We start from the raw sequence: 16,576 nt of genomic DNA, 5'->3' as shown, positions 1-16,576 counted from the left end.
CAAATATTTCGCCAAGATCCTTATGGATTCCCTCGAGGGAGGGAGTTGCTGGACATTGCCCATCCATGTCGCGCGGTAGTTATGGTAGTTATAATAGGTGGCAGAGCTTGAAATTCGGTATTGAAGCGAGGAATCAATGACGGGCAGGCCTGGGGAAAGAAAAGATCAGATTCTGCAGGTTCTGGCAGAGATGCTGGAAGAGCCTAGGGCAGGTAAAATTACCACAGCGGCGCTGGCGGCAAAGCTGGATGTTTCCGAGGCCGCGCTTTACCGTCATTTCGCCAGCAAAGCACAAATGTTTGACAGTTTGATCGAGTTCATAGAAAAGACCCTGTTCACCTTCATCAATAAGATGGTAGCGGAAGAAAAAAGTGGCATCAGGCAGATCGAAGGCATTCTTGCCCTATTGCTTGGTTTTGCAAAGAAAAATCCTGGAATGACCAGGGTGTTGATCGGGGATGCCTTGATAAACGAGAATGAGCGTTTGCAAAATCGCGTCACCCAACTGCACGACCGTCTGGAGGCGACGCTCAAGCAGGCGTTACGTTTTGCAGTAAGCCAGCGGGAAATAGTAGAGGATCTGGACGTATCCGCTCACGCAAATATGCTGCTATGTTATGTTGTGGGCCGTTGGCACCAGTTTGCCAAAAGCGGTTTCAAACGCGATCCGATGGAATATTGGGAAGCACAGTTTAGAGAGATAGTTTCCAGCAATTCCTTCGGGCAGGTGGTTTCGTAGCAATGCTGAATGCTCATGCTCGAAAGATAAAGATGTATGAGTAATTCGATAGACACCCGTCGATAGGTGTAGTTAACCCATGAGCCGATCCCAATAGGTCGCACGTGGATCGCTATTTGATTGCGATTGGGTTAAACATCTGGTCACGCAGATTTCCGCAAACCTCGCACCCTGGATCCTTTCTCAGTTCGGACGATTTCCATTTCATGGCAAGACCGTCCAGCGTAAGCAGGCGGCCGTTCAAGGTTTGGCCGGTGTTGGTGAGAATTTTCAGTGTTTCTGCAGCCTGCATGCAGCCAATGATTCCTACCAGCGGTGCAAGCACGCCCATCACTGCGCAGCGCATGTCCTGATCTTCGCCACCTGCTGGAAACAAGCAGTGATAGCATGGACTGGCTGGGTGCCTGAGATCGAATACCGCGACTTGCCCCTCAAAACGCACGGCTGCGCCTGATACGAGCGGCTTGCGGAGAAGGACACAAGAACGATTGATAGCGTAACGGGTGGGAAAGTTATCGCTCGCGTCCACGATCACATCGGCGTCTCCGACCAGTTGCAGCAATCTTTTTTCATCCATACGTTCGTCGAGTTCGATCACTTCGACTTCAGGATTGATTTTCGCAAGAGTCTTTCTGGCAGAGTGTGTTTTCGGTGCGCCAATGTCGTCTGTACCGTGAATGATCTGGCGCTGGAGGTTGGTCAGGTCAACTCTGTCATTGTCACAGATAGTGAGCTTGCCGACTCCGCTTGAGGCAAGGTACATGGTGGCAGGGGAGCCGAGTCCCCCCGCCCCGACTACCAGTACATGCGACCGGATCAAGGTTTCCTGACCCTGTATTCCTATCTCCGGCAACAGGATGTGACGGCTGTAACGCAGCAACTGATCGTCATTCATTTGGAAAATGTTTCGCCGCCGTCTGAGAGTGATACTGGATATCGCCCTTTTTCAGAAGAAGGGCGTAGGGAACATCGTTGATGCGTGTCAACTAATGGATGGGCTACCGATGTGAACTTCCCTGGATGAGGATAAAAGCGGGAACGCAACGAGCCAGGCGGATATTAAGCGAAGCGTGCTTGACTAATGCACGACATCTGTGAAATTCGCAGGGATGCAGGCAGCGAAAGAATTATGGCATTTTGCCTCGATTCTTCCGCTGCCTGATGTTCAGGAGTTGCCTCAGTTTTCTACTTTTGCAGTTGCGCGCTTGCTGGCATTTTCCTTGATATAGCTGATCGCCTGAACTAGCAGCAGATCATCGCTGGAACCAAACTCAGCAGGTGATTCACGCTTCTTGTTCTTGTCTTCTTCGTTCTCGGACTTGACCGGCTTGACTCCCGGTTTTGGCGCCACCTTTGCCTCAGGCGCTACCTTCGCTTCCGTCTCCCGTTTCTGCTCCTCAGCCTTGCCATTGGATAGATGACGATCGAGATCAGCTTCACGCAGGCGCTCGACTTCATCCTTTGCCAATTCGTCCATGACATCAGGCGTAATTCCCTTGGCCTGGATGGATTGTCCATTTGGCGTATAGTACCGTGCCGTGGTCAATTTGATGGCTGTGTTGTTCCCCAGCGGTAAAATGGTTTGCACCGAACCTTTACCGAAGGTTTGCGTTCCCATCACGATCGACCGTTTATGATCCTGCAATGCGCCGGCGACGATTTCTGAAGCTGAAGCCGAGCCGCCATTTACGAGTGTCACCATCGGTACGGTCTTGATACCCGGGGGGAGCCGCTTGACGTAGTCGTTCTTCGTATCGCGCAGATAGAACTCAGGACTGGCCTTGAGTTTCATCTTCGCATCTTCGCTACGGCCATCAGTATAGACAACCAGAGAATCGTCCGGTAAAAAGGCCGCAGATACTGCCACTGCTCCATTCAGCAGGCCGCCCGGGTCATTACGCAGGTCCAGCACCAGTCCCTTCATCGACCCGCCGCTTTCCTTGAAAAGCTTATCTATCGCCTTCGCCAGGTTTTCCCCCGTCTGTTCCTGAAACTGGGTGATACGAATATATCCGTAGCCAGGCTCGATCATTTTTGACTTCACGCTTTGTATCCTGATGACGGCGCGAACCAGCGGGAACACAATCGGCTTGGCCTCACCCTTGCGCACGACGGTAAGGGTAATAGGCGTATCGGGCTTGCCGCGCATGCGCTTGATGGCATCCGTAAGCGAGAGCCCCTTGACCGCCGTATCGTCCAGCTTGATGATAAGATCTCCAGGTTTTATCCCGGCGCGGAAGGCGGGCGTATCCTCGATAGGAGAAATGACCTTGACAAACCCGTCTTCCATGCTCACTTCGATGCCTAGACCCCCGAACTCACCCTGGGTGCCAATCTGCAGCTCCTTGAAAGCATCTGCATCCAGATAGGCGGAATGGGGATCGAGGCCTGTCAGCATGCCATTGATGGCTTCAGTGATGAGTTTTTTGTCTTCTACCGGTTCAACGTAATCATTTTTTATCCGCCCGAACACTTCTGTGAAGGCGCGAAGCTCCTCCACTGGAAGGGGATGCAGGACCCCCTGCGGTTCCTTATCGGCAACAGCAGAAAAATTGAGGCTCAGCATCACGCCGGCGATTGCACCGAAAATGACGAGGCCGAACTGCCGCATTTTGTCGCCCATTAAATATTCTCCAAACAAGTCAAATTGTTGCTTAGATCATTTTATTCTGACCCAGTTCAAAGGGTCAAACGGTTTGCCCTGATGGCGCAATTCAAAGTATAGGCCGGTATCGGAATTTCCACTGCTATTGCCTACTGTGGCTATCGTCTCTCCGGCATTGATCACGTCTCCCACCCGCTTATGGACCGCTTCATTATTTCCATAAAGACTCATATAGCTGTCGCCGTGGTCTAGAATCATCAGATTGCCGAACCCTCTGAGCCAGTCGGCGAATACGACGCGTCCATTTGCAATAGCCTTCACACTCTCGCCGCCAGCGGCGCGGATGAACAACCCTTTCCAGGTAACGCCACCATCTGCACGTGGACTCCCGAAGCGATTCGCAAGTTCCCCGCGCACTGGTGAATTCAGGTGGCCGCGGAGGGAGGAGAAGGACGTTCCATTCGTAAATGGCACCCCATTCTCCGATGAATCGGGGGAACTGCTGTTGCTGGCAGGAGCAGGGGGTGCACCTGGCTCGGAAGGTTTTTCAGATGCTTCGAATTTCTTTTTCTTCGCAAGCATCCTGGTAAGTTTTTCCACCAGCCTGGTGAGGCGGTCTTCATTGCGCCTGAGCCGGTTGATTTCGCGCCGCTGCTCTTCGGCTTGCAGTGATATTTCTGCCAGAAGCTTCGCGTGACCGTCTTTTTGTTGTTCGAGCTGTACTTTCTGCTCGGCGTGGCGTGCGTGCACACCCGAGATCTCGGTACTTTTTTCCCGGCTGGCGAGGCTGAGCTTATTGAGCTTCTCAAGATTCGCACGCAGGCCATCGATACCTTCCTTGCGAGCGCGTGAGAAATATTCGTAATAGTGGAGATTGCGGGCTATTTCATTAGGATTCCGCTGACTCAGCAAGAGACTCAAGTACTCTTTTCGTCCGCCTCCGGCGATATAGAGTCCGTAAAGCAGGTTCCTCAACTGCAGTTGCTGCGCCGCTATTTCCTTCTTGATCTGGGCAGCCTGCGCTTTCAGCTGGCCAAGCTTGCTGTTCGCGGCACGCCGCTGCTTGGCGAGTTCCGCAAGCCGCCGGTTAGCGGCATCGATCGCTTTTTCCGATTCGCGCAGCGCTCCCGCCGCTTCGGACCTGTATCCTTCCGTATCCGTGAGTTCCTTTTCCAGCGTCTCGATCTTGTTTCTCAGTTGTTTCAACTCTTCACTATCGGATGGCTCCGCGGCCACAGGCGCTTGCCAGATTAACAGCGCGCAGGCAGGGATAAGCGTGCGGCAGACCTTGAGCCAGAGACGAATACGGATTGAGGCTGAAATTTTCAAACGTATCGAGCGTGAGCAGATCCTACGCCATCGAGCAGTGGGATGAGAAGGAAAAGGCAGCCGGATCAGAAGTCAGAGAGTATGCGTATAAAGAACAGACGCGGCAAGTACGGCAATAGGAAAAACAGAGATTAAACCAAAAGTTAAAGGTTGGGCAGAATTTTTCCCTGATTCGCGACGACCTGCATGGCCTGCTCGATTTTTGCCTGGTCTCCGAGATAATAGCTGCGGACTGGTTTCAGGCTGTCGTCAAGCTCATATACGAGCGGAATGCCGGTCGGAATATTGAGCTCCATGATTTCCTGTTCGGAAAGGTTGTCAAGATACATGACGAGAGCCCGGAGCGAATTTCCATGCGCGGTGATGAGCACGCTTTTGTCACTTTTGACCTGCGGGGCAATGCTTTCACACCAGTAGGGCAGAAACCGTGACACGGTATCCCGGAGGCACTCGGTAAGGGGAATATCCTGCTTTGGCAAGTTCCGGTAGCGAGGGTCGGATCCGGGATAACGGGGATCATCGGGAGTGAGGGCAGGCGGGCGAATATCGTAACTCCGCCGCCAGATCAACACCTGTTCTTCACCATATGCAACTGCTGTTTCAAGTTTGTTCAGGCCTTGCAACGCGCCATAATGACGCTCATTCAGCCGCCACGATAATTCGACGGGAATCCACATCTGATCCATTTCATCCAGCACGATCCATAATGTGCGAATGGCGCGCTTCAGTACCGAAGTGTAGGCGATATCGAAAGTGAATCCGGCTTCCCGCAACAGGCGTCCGGAATTGTGGGCCTCCTCCGCTCCTTTTGGAGTCAAGTCCACGTCTGTCCAGCCCGTAAAGCGATTCTCCTTGTTCCAAGTGCTTTCTCCATGCCGCAGGAGAACGAGTTTTTTCATGTTCTTGAGTAGATAAGATTTTCCGCGACGGGAAAACTTTAAATTTTACCGTATTTTCGATACTACCGCAGCAGCCTGAGCAACTGACCAGCTGTCACCTTTACAGGACAACTCGCCTGCATCTCTGCCGTGGAGGGATTCTTCCACACCTGTTCGGGGATGGAGCCGCAAACGTGAACAAGACTGAAAAAAGGAACGGAGCGGGAGAATTCCGTACGCCTTCTGTCTCTGATAGAATAGTTAGTTACGAAAGTCAAGGAAACCAGAGACTAAAGAAGGGATTTTTAGGAGACTTAGTGTGTCATCATTCTTGCAGAATAACATTATGCTGATTGTTGCTGCTGTGGCGAGCGGTATCCTGCTGTTATGGCCGGTGGTTTCGCGGCGTGGCAAGGAAGTAGATACGATGGTAGCGGTGCAGCTCATCAATTATAAGGAGGCGCTGGTGCTGGATGTACGCGAAGGGAGCGAATATGCGTCGGGGCACGTTCCCAATTCAAAGCATATTCCAGCCGACAAGCTCGAACAGCGGTTGCAGGAATTGGATAAGTTCAAGGACAAGCCGGTGATATTGATCCATCGCAGTGGGGCCAATACCACCGGCAAGGCGAGTTCCCTTCTGCGGAACCAGGGTTTCCAGCACGTGCACAACCTTACGGGTGGTTTTGATGCCTGGCAGCAGGCCAATTTGCCGGTAATAAAAAAATGAGCGAGGGGTCTGCAAAGGTATTGATGTATTCCACCGGTTTCTGCCCGTATTGCGTCATGGCGGAACGGTTGTTGCGAGCCAGGGGGGTGGAGGAAATAGAAAAGATACGAGTGGATCTTGAACCCGCACGCCGGGCGGAGATGATGGAGAAAACCGGACGTCGCACGGTTCCCCAGATCTATATTGGCGATACGCATGTAGGCGGTTACGACGATCTGGCGAAGCTCGACCGCAATGAAGGGCTGGCAAAGCTCCTTGCAACGTGAGCTGACTCTCGAAAAGGGCGAGGCAGCGAGGAGGGTCGCAGCAAATTTGAGCAGGATGGGAATACCTTTTGTGAACAGTTTTTATTTCCGGGGATGATGGTTTCGGATTAATGTTCACTTGATTCATAGTTTTATCATTCTTTGGAACCCGACATGAGCAACGAGCAGCAGCAACCGGTTTTCAGCATCGAAAAGATCTATGTCAAAGATCTTTCTGTTGAAATACCAAACGCGCCCCGAATATACCTGGAGCGCGAGACGCCTGAAGTGAACATCCAACTGCACAGCAAGAGCGAGCGCATCGATGAAACCTTGTATGAGGTCGTGTTGACAACGACCGTCACCGCAAAAATCAAGGACAAGACGATGTTTCTGGTGGAGATACAGCAAGGTGGTGTTTTTCAGATTCGTCATGTTCCGGAAGCTGAAATGGAGCTTGTGCTCGGCATTGCATGCCCAAATATTCTCTTCCCCTACCTGCGCGAGGCAGTTTCGGATACTGTAACGCGCGCGGGATTCCATCCGGTCATTTTGAATCCAGTGAATTTCGAGGCACTTTACTACCAGAGAAAGCAGCAGACGGAGAATCCGGCGGCGTCGCAGACTCCAGAGACACAGCAAATCACGCATTAAAATAAAAATGGGGCATGTGCGCGGTTCATCGCTGAAAATATCATCCTTGCTGAGCCGGGGGCTAGCCATTCTCGGAATGGTAGTGTCGATGTTTCCATCGCTCGCCATTGCGGCGCTGGAGTTTTATTCGATCAATGACAACGGGGTCATCATGTATGACGCGCCGTCACTCAAGGCGGGGAAGTTATATGTGGCCAGCCGGAATCTGCCCGTTGAGGCTATTGTAAAAGTCGACGGATGGGTAAAGGTTCGCGACAGTGAAGGAGCGCTTGCCTGGGTAGAAGAAAAAGCCCTGAGTGAGAAGCGCCATATCATCGTTACCTCACCGCTGGTGGACGTCTATCAGGTGGCAACTACCAATTCACCCCTGATGTTCCAGGTACAGCAAGGTGTAATCCTGGAGTGGCTTGAGCCTCCGGCCAACGGGTGGGTGAGGGTGAGACATCGTGACGGTCAGACCGGGTACGTCAGGACCAGCCAGGTCTGGGGCTCATGAGAATAGCGGTGATGGGAGCCGGTGCATGGGGCACCGCGCTGGCTCTCAGCCTTTGTGCAAGCACCGCCTCTTCCCACCAAGTGACATTGTGGACCCGCAGCCGCCAGCATCTGGCTGATCTTGTTTCACAGCGTATCAATCGCCGCTATTTTCCCGCTTTTTCTTTACCGGCATCATTGCGGTTGACCGCAGGGCTCGAAGAGGCTGTCGAGGACGCCGAACTCGCCCTGATCGTTGTGCCGGTTTCGGGTTTGCGCGAAACTTTGCGGGAAATTGCAGCAAGCGGCAAAAAGGTTCCTGTAATTTGGGGATGCAAGGGATTTGAATCGCAATCGGCAAAGCTGCCTCATCAGGTGGCCGAGGAGGAATATGCCGGAGCCGCGCCATATGGCGTCCTATCAGGGCCGAGTTTTGCACTTGAAGTCGCGCAAGGCTTGCCCGCGGCCTTGACTCTGGCCTCCAAGGATGGGGAATTCGCACGAGAGGTTGCCGCGCAACTGCACGCCCCGCGGCTGCGGGTTTATTCCTGTACCGATGTAGTGGGTGTGGAAACGGGGGGCGCAGTCAAGAACGTCATATCGATTGCCGCAGGTATTTGCGACGGCATGGGATTCGGGTACAACGCCCGGGCGGCCTTGATTACCCGTGGCCTGGCGGAAATTACCCGGTTGGGTTTAAAACTGGGGGGACGCCTGGAAACCTTCCTGGGTTTGACCGGGGTGGGTGATCTGATATTGACCTGCACAGGGGATTTGTCGCGCAATCGCCGGGTTGGACTGGCACTCGCCGCGGGCCGCTCCCTCCCCGATATTCTGCAGGAACTGGGGCATATCGCCGAAGGCGTCAACACCGCCCGGGAGGTATTGCGATTAAGTCACCTGATGGGCATTGAAATGCCGATCACAAAGGGGGTTTGCAGTATACTGGATGACGGTGTTCCGGCTGGGCAGGCAGTAGAAGCGCTGCTCAATCGTGAACCGAAATCAGAAATCTATTGAGCGGATCAAAAGACAATAGAGAAGACAGTACCTCAACTCATTCAACTCATCCCGGCGCTACGCGAATCCCATCTGGCGCCATGCTTCATAGACTATCACTGCAACGGCATTCGACAGATTGAGACTGCGGCTTCCTGCTGCCATCGGTACGCGAAGACGGTGCTGCTCTGGGAAATTTTCCAGTAGATCAGCTGGCAGGCCGCGGCTTTCAGGGCCGAAAAGAAAGGCGTCACCAGGCGAATAGGTAACAAGGTCATAGCGTTGTTTTCCTTTGGTGGAAATCGCAAAAAAGCGTCTGTCCCTATCCCCGAGTTCGTCCATACATTCTACCCAGTTTGCATGCACCCTGATACTCGCAAACTCGTGATAATCCAGCCCCGCACGAAGCAGTTGTTTGTCTTCCAGCGTAAAGCCGAGGGGCTTGACCAGATGTAAGCGAACGCCTGTATTGGCGCAAAGGCGAATGATATTGCCGGTATTGGGTGGAATCTCGGGTTGATACAGAATTACATCGAACATATTGATTCTGTCTTACACGTCTTTATGGAGTGCCGGGAAGCGTGCGTGCGACTACCCACGCGCTGATATGAACCGCACCGCATTTACGCAGCACTCTGGCCAACTCGTTCAATGTTGCGCCCGTGGTCATTACATCATCGACGATTGCAATACGCTTTCCATCTAAGTTTCCCTCGCAGTCAAACGCATTTCGAATATTTTTTTCTCGCTCCTTCCATGGAAGCCCAGTCTGGGAAGCCGTATCCCTGACGCGACGGCATAGGGTGGGCAGCAGGGGAATATCCGATTTTTTCGATATCTGCCGACTGATCTCCATCGCCTGGTTGAAACCCCGTTCCCGCAATCGTACCGCGTGTAACGGCATCGGAATGATGAAATCCGGTAATACAGCCTTGTCGATCTGCGCCAGCAGCAAATCTGCCAGGACGGGTGCCAAGGCAAGATTAGTCCGGTATTTGAATGAGTGGAGAAGCGCATCGATCGGAAAGGCATAATTCACAGCGGCGAGCGTACGATCAAAGGCCGGGGGATGGGCAAGGCAAGTACCGCAGATACGGGTTTCCTCCATCGGTAACGCGCAGATCGGGCAGTGATGGCCTGAAATATGAGGCAGGCTGTCTCGGCAAGGCGCACAAAGGTCTTCCGTAGTGGCGTTTCCACAGAGAAGGCAGTTTCTCCCGAATAAAGACTGCACTATTTTTAAGCTATAGTTCAAAAAAATGGAGAAAAAAATTGACAACAACGGCGCAATTTGTGATTATGCCATTCGCTACTGACGACGAGGCGGGAAAATGAGAGCCATTTGGCTTTCATTTCGTCTATCGTGAACGGGGTTCAGACAAATCGATTGTCAAACATTGAAGGGTAGGGTATGAGCCAATCAGCTTCCGGCATCGTTGACATGGAAACGCCTTCGGGCGCAGCAGTCGACAGTTTCGCTGACAAACTTTCCGGCATCAGCGCTGATTTTCGGCGGTGGGACGTTCGCCGCGTCGAAGCGCTGCTCGATCTGCCGTTCAGCGATCTGATTCATCGGGCGCAACTGGTTCATCGTCAATATCACGATCCCAATGGAGTGCAACTTTCCACACTGATTTCCGTCAAGACCGGGGGGTGTCCCGAGGATTGCGGATATTGTCCGCAGGCAGCACGCTATCATACGAATGTGGAAAATCGGGACATGCTTACGGTTGAAGATGTGATAGCAGCAGCGGCAGCGGCTAAAGCGCAGGGGGCCACGCGGTTTTGCATGGGCGCAGCGTGGCGCGGTCCCAAGGAGCGGGATATGAAAAGCGTGGTGGAAATGGTGAGAGCTGTAAAAGCGTTAGGACTTGAAGCGTGCACGACATTAGGTATGTTGAAGCCAGGACAGGCGGAACAGCTCCAAGAGGCGGGTCTCGACTATTACAACCATAACCTCGATACGTCACCCGAATTTTACGGGGAGATCATTACAACCCGCGATTACGAGGACCGGCTCGACACTTTGCAAAAGGTTCGTCATGCGGGTATCAACGTGTGTTGTGGAGGCATTGTAGGCATGGGCGAATCGCGTGGCGCCCGCGCCGGACTAATCGCCCAGTTGGCCAATCTCGATCCTTATCCCGAATCCGTTCCCATCAACCATCTGGTGCAGGTCGAAGGCACGCCGCTTCACGGGACAGAGGCGCTGGACCCTCTGGAATTCGTGCGCACGATTGCGGCTGCGCGCATTACCATGCCGAAGGCAATGGTAAGGTTATCAGCCGGAAGGAGAGAAATGCCGGATGCAGTGCAGGCACTGTGTTTTCTCGCTGGCGCCAATTCCATTTTTTACGGCGATAAGCTGCTTACTACCGGCAATCCTGAAGCCGAACGGGATAAAGCGTTATTTGACAGACTGGGACTGCATTCCATATAGCAACTTTTCACCCCGATCTCCTTTATTTTCCACTACTCTGCGGCAAGATCTTATCGGGCAACCTCTGCTCGTATGCTCAACGACTCGGATTCAATCCATCAACCGGATGAAGGGCTGCGCGAATACCTGCGCAGCCGTGAAAACCGGAGCCTGTATCGTTATCGCCTGACACTTGAGAGTCCTCAGGCCCCTCGGGTAACGGTAAGCGGTCGTGAATACCTGACATTTTGCAGTAATGATTATCTCGGTCTTGCCAATCATCCCGAACTGATTGCAGCGCTTTGTGAAGGCGCAACACAGTATGGCGTGGGAGCAGGTGCGTCGCATCTTGTCAGCGGGCATTCGCGGGCACACCATCTGCTGGAGGAAGCTCTGGCATCCTTTACCCGGCTCCCCCGGGCATTGCTATTTTCCACAGGATACATGGCAAACGCAGGCGTAGTAACAGCGTTGACCGGCCGGGGTGATGCCGTATTCGCGGACAAACTCAATCATGCCTCGCTCAACGATGCAGCGCTTCTATCGCACGCAAGGTTGAGTCGTTATCCCCATCTGGATCTGGTGGTTCTGGAGCGGCAGCTTGCCGCATCTCAGGCCAGACGCAAACTCGTGGTATCGGATGCGGTATTCAGCATGGATGGAGATATCGTACCGCTTCCAAAGTTGCTGGAGTTGTGTGAAAGATACGACGCCTGGCTGTTGCTCGACGATGCGCACGGGTTTGGAGTGTTGGGCGATCAGGGGAGGGGGAGCCTGGCGCACTTCAATATCGGTTCGCCGCGCATTATCTACATGGGGACACTTGGCAAAGCAGCAGGTGTATTTGGGGCTTTCGTAGCCGCTCAGGAAGAAATCATCGAAATGCTCATTCAGTGCGCACGAAGCTACATCTATACCACTGCGACTCCGCCGTTCCTGTCTCATGCCTTGCTGAAAAGCCTGGAGCTGATTGTAAGCGGTGCATGGCGACGTGAAAAACTGGCGCAACTCACCAAGCTGCTCAAACAGGAATGCCATCCGCTAAGCTGGAAACTGCTGCCGTCGGATACTCCCATCCAGCCGCTGGTCGTGGGAGAGAATTCCAAAGCTCTGCAGGTCAGCGAAGCGTTGCGCCAGAAAAATATTCTGGTAACCGCCATTCGACCGCCTACCGTGCCCGAGGGGACAGCGCGTCTGCGTATCTCGTTATCCAGTTCGCATGATATCGAGGATGTTATGGAACTGGGAGCAGCATTGCGGGAAATCGACCGGGATATGGAATGATTATGGAATGACTTAGCACCTTTACACCGGATATGACATTCGTCTTGTAAAGGCGATGCTCGCGGATACAATGTGGAATGCTGGATGGGCCAGGTAAGCCTTTACGTCGAATCTCTGGGTGAAGGTCCCGATCTCGTTCTGCTGCATGGGTGGGCCATGCACAGCGGAATGTGGGGTAGCACCCTGCACTCATTGGCTCAGCATTTCCGCTTGCATCTCATTGATTTACCGGGTCATGGATTCAGCCGGGGAGCCTCCCCTTACAAAACGGGAGAGAAAACCGGTGCCAGCGAGGACATGGTCGAGAGGGTGGTGGAGGTTCTACCTTCCAGTTGTGTAATTTGTGGATGGTCGTTGGGGGGACAACTCGCAATCGAACTCGCATTGCGCGAACCGGTGCGCGTGAAGAAAATCATATTGACTTCCACCACGCCCAGCTTCGTCAAACGCGAGGACTGGCAATGGGGAATGGAGGAATTGACATTGAAGGCGTTTGCGGAAAATCTCAAACGAGACTTCGGTACTACCATGAAGCGATTTCTTACCCTGCAGGTGAGTGGGGGGGGAGATGCGGGGAAGGTATTGCCCGAGATGCGGAGACTTTTGTTCGAGCGCAGTGCGCCGGAGCCGGAGGCATTGGAAGCGGGGTTACAGATCGTGCTTGCGAACGATCTTCGCGGAAAGCTGCGAAACATCGTTCAACCCGCTTTGCTGATACACGGCGAGAACGATGTCATTGCCCATCCCGAGGCAGCGGGATGGATGAAGCAGCAATTTCAGGATGTCGAGCTGGCCATGCTACCGAATTGCAGTCATGTACCTTTCTTGTCCTATCCTGATAAATTCGTTGCGAATATCATTCGCTTCGCCAGATGAGTTCAAATGAGTCTGCAGTGAATCACGATCACTTCATCGATAAGCGCCGGGTACGTAAGGCGTTTGAACGGGCTGCACCTTTATATGACCAGGCTGCGATCCTTCAGCGTGAAGTGTGCGACCGGATGCTGTCCCGCCTTGAATACATCAAATATACGCCCGATGTTGTTCTCGATGCCGGAAGCGGCACCGGCTATGGCACGTGCAAGCTGCTTGAACGTTATCCGGACGCCTCCATATTCGCCATCGATATTGCGACCGGCATGCATTGGCAAGCCCGGCATCGAGTGAATTCCACAATCCCGCGCTGGCGTCAGTTGTTCGGGATGGGTCGCAATCAGCGTACAAGCCGGATCCGTTATGTTGTAGGTGATATTGAGCAACTACCGTTGGAAGATTCCTGCACCGGCCTTGTCTGGTCCAATCTGGCGCTGCAATGGTGTAATGATCTCAAGAAAACCTTTGACGAGATACGGCGTGTCCTGAAAAACGATGGCTTGTTCATGTTCAGTACTTTCGGGCCGGATACGCTGAAAGAGTTGCGACAGGCTTTTCGCCATGCGGATGATTACAGTCATATCAATCGCTTTACGGATATGCACGACATAGGCGACATGCTGGTGCATAGTGGCTTTGCAACACCGGTTATGGATATGGAATATATTACCCTGACCTATGACGAAGTTATCGGCGTGATGCGCGATCTCAAGGCCATCGGCGCCCATAATGCCACAGGGGCGCGTCACCGCGGGTTGACCGGAAAAAATGCGTGGCAAAAAGCTATCGGCTATTACGAGACGCTGCGCACAGGGGGAAAATTGCCAGCGACTTTTGAAGTGGTGTATGGCCATGCCTGGAAACCGGCGCCTCGAACGTCCATTCTTACACCGGAAACACGCCACCACATCGGTCTGGAATAAGGATATTTCGCTTCATGGGAATGGGAAACGGATATTTCGTCACCGGGACAGATACTGGCGTGGGTAAAACGCGCGTGAGCTGCGCCCTGCTGCATGCCTTTGCTGCCGCCGGAAAAACTGTGGTGGGCATGAAGCCTGTCGCAGCCGGATGCGAAAACGGGACGTGGCCTGATGTCGAATTACTGGCTGCGGCAAGCAGCGTTTCCGTGGAACGCGAGCATATCAATCCTTATGCGCTGGTTCCTCCGATTGCTCCACACATTGCTGCAGATAGGGCAGGTATTGAAATCGATCTCGAAGTCATTCGTCAGGCACACCTTGAGCTGAGAAAAAAAGCGGATGTCGTGATCGTGGAAGGAGCAGGAGGATTTCTGGTTCCCTTGAACGACCATGAGGACAGCGTTGCCCTAGTGCAAGCTTTGGCTCTACCGGTCCTGCTGGTAGTGGGAATGCGGCTCGGCTGTATCAACCACGCACTGTTGACGGCCCATGCCGTTCGAGCAGCCCAAGTTCCGCTGGCGGGATGGGTGGCAAACCGGGTTGATCCGGAAATGGCGGTTTTCGAGGAGAACGTACTGGCCCTGGAGCGGCGGCTTGACTGTCCACTGCTTGGTGTATTGCCTTACGATCAGAGCCATGATGCCAGGGATTTATCACCCTTGCTGGATATTGCAAGAATCGGGATGAGCTTCCAATAGGAGTGCGTTTCGCGAGGCTCTGCTCAGAATGCATCCTCAAGGCACCGCCAATTATGCCTTGTGGGCCTGCCTGGCCCAGGCAGAAATCCTGAGGGCAAAGTCGTCAAGATAGCGGATGGAGACACCCTGATCATCCTCGATCAGATTTCAGGGAAGCGTTGTTACTTCGCGCTATCCTGAACAAATACCTTGATGTGGAATACATCGACGAACCCAAGTCAGGCTTCAAGGCAGCAAAAACCAAATGATCAAATAGCCCAGCATTCGGCAGTGCTTCAGTCACTCAACCTGACACTTCTTCTCATTCTTCAAGAATATTCAAAATTAACATGAAGCCCTACCAGATCGCCCTAGCCATTGCTCTTGCTCTGCTATAGCAGACTATATTTCAAATGATGACTTTAAAGAGCTGCTGAAGAAGAGGCCCATATGGTCCAGGATCTCGATGCCAACGGGACATGTAATGCAGTCATACACTATTACGGCTCGATCACGGGTGATTCGATTCCTGCTTCGGAGTACACGCTTCTCAGCCATCCGAGCTTCTTACTGATGAAACTGAAGACTTCCAGCCCGGCTAAATTCAATGAATCATAGCTTCTCCATCAGCGTCTTACACTCAGTCAATCGCTCTCAGGTAACTTGAACCGTCCTTGTAATACAACCGAATAGCTGCGCATTTCAGCCTGCCGTTGCGTGCATCCTTCAGGAGATTGTTGAGTGTGTCCGTTACCTTTCGCTGTTGCTTTTTTCATCCAGATCGGCAGTTTCTGTAGACGATGTATCATCGTTCATAAAAACATTTCTTTTGACAAGGGACTTATTTCTTTGAGTTCTTCGAGCTTCCTGACCACGGCCTGTCCCACGTTTTTGGCGCTTTTGGGATTCTGGCCTGTGATCAAAAGGCCGTTCTCCACAACATGAGAGCTAAACGGCATCATTGCCTTGCTGTATCGGCCCCCTCGCTTTTGTAGTTCTTCCTCCAGATTGAACGGAACCGCTTCATCGCGGTTTGCCAATTTCTCTTCCTTCCAAGAGAAGCCTGTTACGTCCTTACCACTCACAAGATACGTACCATCACTCAATTTCACTTCCAGCAGACCGCAAGGTCCGTGGCACACGGCCGAAACAATCTTGCCGGATTCATAGAATCTGGCAGTCAATTTCGCCAATGATGTGCTTTTTGGGAAGTCGAACATGACGCCGTGCCCGCCCGTCATATAAATGGCATCGTACGCAACCGGATCCACGTCCGACACTTTCAATGTGTTGTCCAGCAGACTCATGAAGGCCTTGTCCTCGTAGCGCCTGGAAAGACTCCCCTTGAGGCCGATGGCATTACCCATTTCGGTGATGAGCAGGCTTTCGGGATCAAGGGGGGCTTTGCCGCCCGACGGACTGGCAATATCCATCTTATAGCCTGCTTCTTCAGCAATATCCCAAAATTCCACAAGTTCGCTAAGCCACAGTCCCGTTCTGTATCCTACCTTTTCAAACAAGTCAGAGTTGGTCACGATGATAAGAATCTGGTTGGTCACAATCATTTTTTGCTCCTATGTGTAATGGCTACCCATCAGTTGGTGCGATAGCCAAGTTTATTCAATACCACGAGTCTTAAGACTGATCTGCTCGGTTATCAACATAGTTCAGTAAAATGTTTGCAAATTGATGTTGAAGCCGCTAATGACTTGCATCCACGTCTAGTTAATCCAATGAGGTTTTCCCC

Annotated in this window: 18 protein-coding genes; 11 read left to right on the top strand and 7 right to left on the bottom strand. The window is 52.6% G+C overall.

Translation table 11 applies throughout. The features are described 5' to 3' along the window. The first annotated feature begins 136 nt into the window (after positions 1-136). On the top strand, positions 137-739 hold the full coding sequence (gene slmA / locus BMW46_RS11685) for a nucleoid occlusion factor SlmA (RefSeq protein ID WP_011380461.1): 603 nt from the start codon (positions 137-139) through the stop codon (positions 737-739). A 112-nt stretch (positions 740-851) separates the two neighbouring features. Here the strand turns inward: slmA and BMW46_RS11680 are convergent, their stop codons facing one another. The 4 genes from BMW46_RS11680 to gpmA form a co-directional block, all read right to left on the bottom strand. Beyond that, positions 852-1,634: a HesA/MoeB/ThiF family protein gene (locus BMW46_RS11680; RefSeq protein ID WP_074708751.1), complete on the bottom strand. Its 783-nt coding sequence runs from the start codon at positions 1,632-1,634 to the stop codon at positions 852-854. Between the two features lie 282 nt (positions 1,635-1,916). Beyond that, positions 1,917-3,362 (bottom strand): S41 family peptidase, encoded by a 1,446-nt coding sequence (locus tag BMW46_RS11675; RefSeq protein WP_074708749.1) that lies wholly within the window; start codon positions 3,360-3,362, stop codon positions 1,917-1,919. A gap of 36 nt (positions 3,363-3,398) precedes the next feature. Beyond that, positions 3,399-4,673 carry a murein hydrolase activator EnvC family protein gene (locus BMW46_RS11670; protein WP_256377052.1) on the bottom strand — a complete coding sequence of 425 codons (1,275 nt, stop codon included), beginning with the start codon at positions 4,671-4,673 and terminating at the stop codon, positions 3,399-3,401. A gap of 143 nt (positions 4,674-4,816) precedes the next feature. After that, a complete protein-coding gene (gene gpmA, locus BMW46_RS11665; RefSeq protein ID WP_074708746.1) occupies positions 4,817-5,572 on the bottom strand; it encodes a 2,3-diphosphoglycerate-dependent phosphoglycerate mutase in 756 nt (251 codons plus the stop codon). Between the two features lie 298 nt (positions 5,573-5,870). Between gpmA and BMW46_RS11660 the strand changes: the two genes are divergently transcribed. From BMW46_RS11660 to BMW46_RS11640, 5 genes are all read left to right on the top strand, one after another. Then, positions 5,871-6,281, top strand: coding sequence for a rhodanese-like domain-containing protein (locus BMW46_RS11660; RefSeq protein ID WP_371113509.1), 411 nt, complete (start codon positions 5,871-5,873; stop codon positions 6,279-6,281). Next, complete coding sequence (gene grxC / locus BMW46_RS11655) at positions 6,278-6,547, top strand: glutaredoxin 3 (protein ID WP_074708742.1); 270 nt, start codon at positions 6,278-6,280, stop codon at positions 6,545-6,547. Before BMW46_RS11660 ends, grxC begins: the two co-directional genes overlap by 4 nt. A 153-nt stretch (positions 6,548-6,700) precedes the next feature. Next, the gene (secB, locus tag BMW46_RS11650; protein ID WP_074708740.1) at positions 6,701-7,180 is read left to right on the top strand and encodes a protein-export chaperone SecB; all 480 of its coding nucleotides are present in this window, start codon (positions 6,701-6,703) and stop codon (positions 7,178-7,180) included. Positions 7,181-7,256: 76 nt separating this feature from the next. Beyond that, positions 7,257-7,676: an SH3 domain-containing protein gene (locus BMW46_RS11645; protein WP_256377051.1), complete on the top strand. Its 420-nt coding sequence runs from the start codon at positions 7,257-7,259 to the stop codon at positions 7,674-7,676. Further along, a complete protein-coding gene (locus tag BMW46_RS11640) occupies positions 7,673-8,674 on the top strand; it encodes an NAD(P)H-dependent glycerol-3-phosphate dehydrogenase (protein ID WP_074708736.1) in 1,002 nt (333 codons plus the stop codon). The genes BMW46_RS11645 and BMW46_RS11640 overlap by 4 nt, the downstream gene beginning before the upstream one ends. 57 nt (positions 8,675-8,731) lie before the next feature. On the opposite strand, the gene BMW46_RS11635 is transcribed toward BMW46_RS11640, so the two are convergent. Further along, positions 8,732-9,193 carry a tRNA (cytidine(34)-2'-O)-methyltransferase gene (locus tag BMW46_RS11635; RefSeq protein WP_074708734.1) on the bottom strand — a complete coding sequence of 154 codons (462 nt, stop codon included), beginning with the start codon at positions 9,191-9,193 and terminating at the stop codon, positions 8,732-8,734. Positions 9,194-9,215: 22 nt separating this feature from the next. Then, entirely contained in the window at positions 9,216-9,887 is a 672-nt protein-coding gene (locus tag BMW46_RS11630) for a double zinc ribbon domain-containing protein (protein ID WP_371113508.1), read from the bottom strand. A 177-nt stretch (positions 9,888-10,064) separates the two neighbouring features. Here BMW46_RS11630 and bioB point away from each other — a divergent pair, with 177 nt between their 5' ends. The 5 genes from bioB (at position 10,065) to bioD (ending at position 14,850) form a co-directional block, all read left to right on the top strand. Continuing rightward, positions 10,065-11,093, top strand: a complete 1,029-nt coding sequence (gene bioB / locus BMW46_RS11625; protein WP_074708730.1) for a biotin synthase BioB — start codon at positions 10,065-10,067, stop codon at positions 11,091-11,093. Positions 11,094-11,165: 72 nt separating this feature from the next. Then, positions 11,166-12,356 (top strand): 8-amino-7-oxononanoate synthase, encoded by a 1,191-nt coding sequence (gene bioF, locus BMW46_RS11620; RefSeq protein ID WP_074708728.1) that lies wholly within the window; start codon positions 11,166-11,168, stop codon positions 12,354-12,356. A gap of 84 nt (positions 12,357-12,440) precedes the next feature. Beyond that, positions 12,441-13,232 (top strand): pimeloyl-ACP methyl ester esterase BioH, encoded by a 792-nt coding sequence (bioH, locus tag BMW46_RS11615; RefSeq protein WP_074708726.1) that lies wholly within the window; start codon positions 12,441-12,443, stop codon positions 13,230-13,232. Continuing rightward, complete coding sequence (gene bioC, locus BMW46_RS11610) at positions 13,229-14,152, top strand: malonyl-ACP O-methyltransferase BioC (RefSeq protein WP_074708724.1); 924 nt, start codon at positions 13,229-13,231, stop codon at positions 14,150-14,152. Before bioH ends, bioC begins: the two co-directional genes overlap by 4 nt. Positions 14,153-14,166: 14 nt before the next feature. Then, on the top strand, positions 14,167-14,850 hold the full coding sequence (gene bioD / locus BMW46_RS11605) for a dethiobiotin synthase (protein ID WP_074708722.1): 684 nt from the start codon (positions 14,167-14,169) through the stop codon (positions 14,848-14,850). A 791-nt stretch (positions 14,851-15,641) separates the two neighbouring features. Here bioD and BMW46_RS11600 read toward each other — a convergent pair. Then, on the bottom strand, positions 15,642-16,394 hold the full coding sequence (locus tag BMW46_RS11600; RefSeq protein WP_074708720.1) for a type 1 glutamine amidotransferase domain-containing protein: 753 nt from the start codon (positions 16,392-16,394) through the stop codon (positions 15,642-15,644). Positions 16,395-16,576 lie beyond the last annotated feature (182 nt).

This window comes from Nitrosospira multiformis (assembly GCF_900111585.1).
Classification (GTDB): domain Bacteria; phylum Pseudomonadota; class Gammaproteobacteria; order Burkholderiales; family Nitrosomonadaceae; genus Nitrosospira; species Nitrosospira multiformis_B.
This window is presented reverse-complemented; position numbering and strand designations above follow the sequence as displayed.